Annotated in this window: 5 protein-coding genes; 2 read left to right on the top strand and 3 right to left on the bottom strand. The window is 56.2% G+C overall.

Features of this window, described 5'->3' with window-relative positions; translation table 11 throughout:
- On the top strand, positions 1-339 hold a 339-nt coding region (locus tag ACXJ5O_RS22430; protein WP_457301825.1), incomplete at its 5' end, for a DUF2950 family protein.
- 26 nt (positions 340-365) lie between these two features.
- Positions 366-1,154 carry a DUF481 domain-containing protein gene (locus ACXJ5O_RS22425; protein ID WP_457301824.1) on the top strand — a complete coding sequence of 263 codons (789 nt, stop codon included), beginning with the start codon at positions 366-368 and terminating at the stop codon, positions 1,152-1,154.
- A 43-nt stretch (positions 1,155-1,197) separates the two neighbouring features.
- Here ACXJ5O_RS22425 and ACXJ5O_RS22420 read toward each other — a convergent pair whose 3' ends face one another.
- From ACXJ5O_RS22420 to ACXJ5O_RS22410, 3 genes are all read right to left on the bottom strand, one after another.
- Positions 1,198-1,614, bottom strand: a complete 417-nt coding sequence (locus tag ACXJ5O_RS22420) for a hypothetical protein (RefSeq protein WP_224506264.1) — start codon at positions 1,612-1,614, stop codon at positions 1,198-1,200.
- A 111-nt stretch (positions 1,615-1,725) separates the two neighbouring features.
- On the bottom strand, positions 1,726-2,835 hold the full coding sequence (locus tag ACXJ5O_RS22415) for a calcium:proton antiporter (protein WP_457301823.1): 1,110 nt from the start codon (positions 2,833-2,835) through the stop codon (positions 1,726-1,728).
- An 84-nt stretch (positions 2,836-2,919) separates the two neighbouring features.
- On the bottom strand, positions 2,920-3,294 hold a 375-nt coding region (locus ACXJ5O_RS22410; RefSeq protein ID WP_457301822.1), incomplete at its 5' end, for an FAD-dependent monooxygenase.

Raw genomic sequence — 3,294 nt, 5'->3', positions numbered from 1 at the left:
GGCGAGGAAAGCCCTGCCGGCAGTTTCGGAGATGATGCGAAGATCGAGGCCAGCGCGAAGTCAGACCGCGGCTATTTCGGCTATCGCTACCGGATACTCAAAGGACAGGGCAGCAACATTGCCGGCGGCAAGTATGATTTTGTCATCAATGGCAACATGATCGCCGGACATGCCTTGATCGCCTGGCCGGCAATATATGGCGAAACCGGAATCAAGACTTTCGTCGTTAGTCATCATGGGACCATTTACGAAAAGGATCTCGGACCGGCTACCGACAAGATGGTTAAAGAGATAAGGTCATTCAATCCGGATCATACATGGGATTCGGTTGACGACTGATCGCGACGTTCAAAAGGGGGACAGCGATGAAACTTTTTAATACTTTGGCACCGGCGCTTGCGGCTGGTTTGCTGTTTGCAAGCCCGGTTTCGGCGGCCGACATTACTTCGCCGATGGCGCCGGAACTCAAGCAAATCGAAAAGGATGGTTGGACCTTTGCGGTTAGCCCCTATTTCTGGGCGGCGGGCATGTCTGGCGATACGGGTCTGTTCGGCCTGCCGACAGTGCACATGGACATGAAATTTGGCGACATCCTCAAGGAGCTCGATTTTGCCGCCATGGCCATTGGCGAGGCGCGCTATGATCGCTACAGCATTTTCACCGATATCATGTACACGAAGATCTCCAGTGGCCGGGGCACGCCGCGAGGGATTATCGCGGACAATGTCAGCGTGACCTCCGAAACCTTTGCCGGGCTCGTCGGCGCTGGGTATTCCGTGCTGCAAAGCGAAAGAGGCAACCTCGATCTTGTCGCCGGGTTGAGGGTCTGGAATGCGAGCACCGAGATTGCGTTTAGCGGCGGCATTCTCGATGGTGTGAAGCGTGAAGACAGCGCGACCTGGGTCGATGGCCTCGGCGGCATTCGTGCCAAATATTCGATCACCGACAAGGTCTATTTTACCGGCTGGGGTCTTGTTGGCGGCGGCGGTGCTGATGTCGACTGGGACGTTGCCGGAGGCATCGRCTACAGTTTCAACGAAAAGGTTTCAGCGGTCGCCGGCTATCGGGCGCTCGGCGTCGATTATAGTAATGACGGGTTTGTCATGAATGTCGTCGAACAGGGACCGATCTTCGGCGTCGTCATGCATTTCTGACAGCTAAGCCAACCCGCCGCGAGCGGGCGGCAAGGCTCGAACATCACATGTCACACTTCTTGTAGGTGACATACATATTATCGCCGAAGGGGTCGAACCTCTGAAACGTGTTGGCATCGACGATCTTGAACGTCTGGGTCATATCGCTTTCGATCATTGAATCGGTGCAGGACAACGTCGCCGACAGCCGGTCTTTCTGTTTCTTCACGCTCTTTGTCGTGCACACGGCGTTCGGCCCTGTGACCTTGCTGCCGCTGATCAGCAATCCCGTTGAAGTCGATGCCGTCCGGTCCTTGAACTCGACCGTCTTGCCGACCTTCTTGAATGTGTCCTCACACTTGGTTCCGTTCATGGTCCATGCGCCCTGCAGATCCTTGATCGTTGCCGCCGTGACGCTCGTTGTCAGGCAGAGACCGAGGACACCGCCCGCCAATATGACTTTGCCGAATTTGCTTTTCATCGAATTTGCTCCGGGATCCGTTTTACCTCGACAACAATAGACGTTCGTCCCGGCGTTAGAAACGCAGCGGCGGCAAATATACGGCTACGATACGGTAAATGCGACTGGTGCCTAAGGAACTGCAAGTAGAAGCACGAAGGCGATGAACACGACCAGATGCACCATCCCGGTCAGCACTGTGGTGCGTCCCGTTCCGAAACTGTGAATGCTGATCGAAAGGATCAGCGCCAGAAGCACCGTATCGCCCGACGAAAGGCCGAGCGTGAGTTCCCGCCCGGTGATAAGGCTTGCCATGCCGACTGCGGGGATGGTCAGCCCGATTGTCGCCAGGGCCGAACCGAGCGCAATGTTGAGGCTGCGCTGCAATTCATTGTTGAGCGCGGCACGAATGGCGGCTAAACCTTCAGGCAGAAGGACCAGTGTCGCGATAAATGCGCCGACGATGGAATCGCTCTGCGCGACGTTCAGTGCCGCAAGGCCATCCTCGATGCCGACGGCCACCTGCTCCGCGAGCAGGACAATGCCAACCAGTCCGATCACCAGGAGAATCGCATTCGCAAAAAGCGCTCGGTTGGATTTATTTCCCGCATGAATCCCGGCATAGGCAGCGCTTTCGTCAAGAAAGTCTTCGCGCTGGCGCACCGTCTGCGCGAACACGAAACTCCCATAAAGCAGTACTGAACAGAAGCTGACGAAGATGAGCTGGATAGGGGAAAAGCTGCCCGGATCCGTCGAAAGTGTGTAATTCGGCAGAACGAGTGTCAATACCGTCAAGGCGGTCAGGACCGAAAGGATGGCGCTTGTTCCCTGCCGTTTCAGATCCTGCTGGTGATGCTGCCATGCTCCAAGCGTAAGACACAGGCCGACGACACCCGCGCAGACGATCATGACCGTCGAGAACACAGACTCGCGCGCCAGCGTCGGGTTGTTTTCACCATGCAGCATCATGGAGACGATGATCGAAACCTCCACCGTCGTGACGGCAAAGGTGAGGAGCAGCGTTCCGTACGGTTGACCAAGACGGAAAGCCAGGGCTTCCGCATGTTCGAGGACGACGAATACGGTGACTAGCAAAATTGCGAGGGTGATCAGTGAAACGAGAACTGTTACCCAGGCATGACTATGGCCGCCCGGAACACCAAAGAGCTGGACAGCAATGGCAAGTGCCAGCGCCCCCAGCGGTACCACATATGACGAAGCCGGCAGGTGACGCGAGATCATGGGCGCGAATCCAAATGAGCGACTTCCCAACACTAGCTTGAGGTGTCCGGCTCAACCATAGACCGATCGGATTAAATATTGTGTTCAGTAAGGCAGACCGACATAGTTTTCCGCCAGCACCGTAGAAGCGGCGCGGGAATGGGTGAGATAGTCGAGTTCGGTCTCCTGGATCTTCTGGTCGAATTCCCCCGTATCCGGAAAACGATGCATCATTGTTGTCATCCACCAGGAAAAGCGCACCGCTTTCCAGACGCGTGAAAGTGCCCGCACCGAATACGCGTCGATGCCGCTATCCGAACCATCGCGATAATATTCGGCAAGTCCGGAGAAAAGATAATGGACGTCACTCGCCGCCAGATTAAGCCCCTTGGCTCCCGTCGGGGGCACAATATGCGCCGCATCGCCAACGAGGAAAAGACGCCCGAAACGCATGGGTTCCGCAACGAAGGAGCGCAGGGG

The sequence above is a fragment of the Phyllobacterium sp. P5_D12 genome (assembly GCF_054049495.1).
The sequence above is the reverse complement of the archived record's forward strand: the minus strand, read 5'-3'. Positions and strand labels throughout refer to the sequence as shown.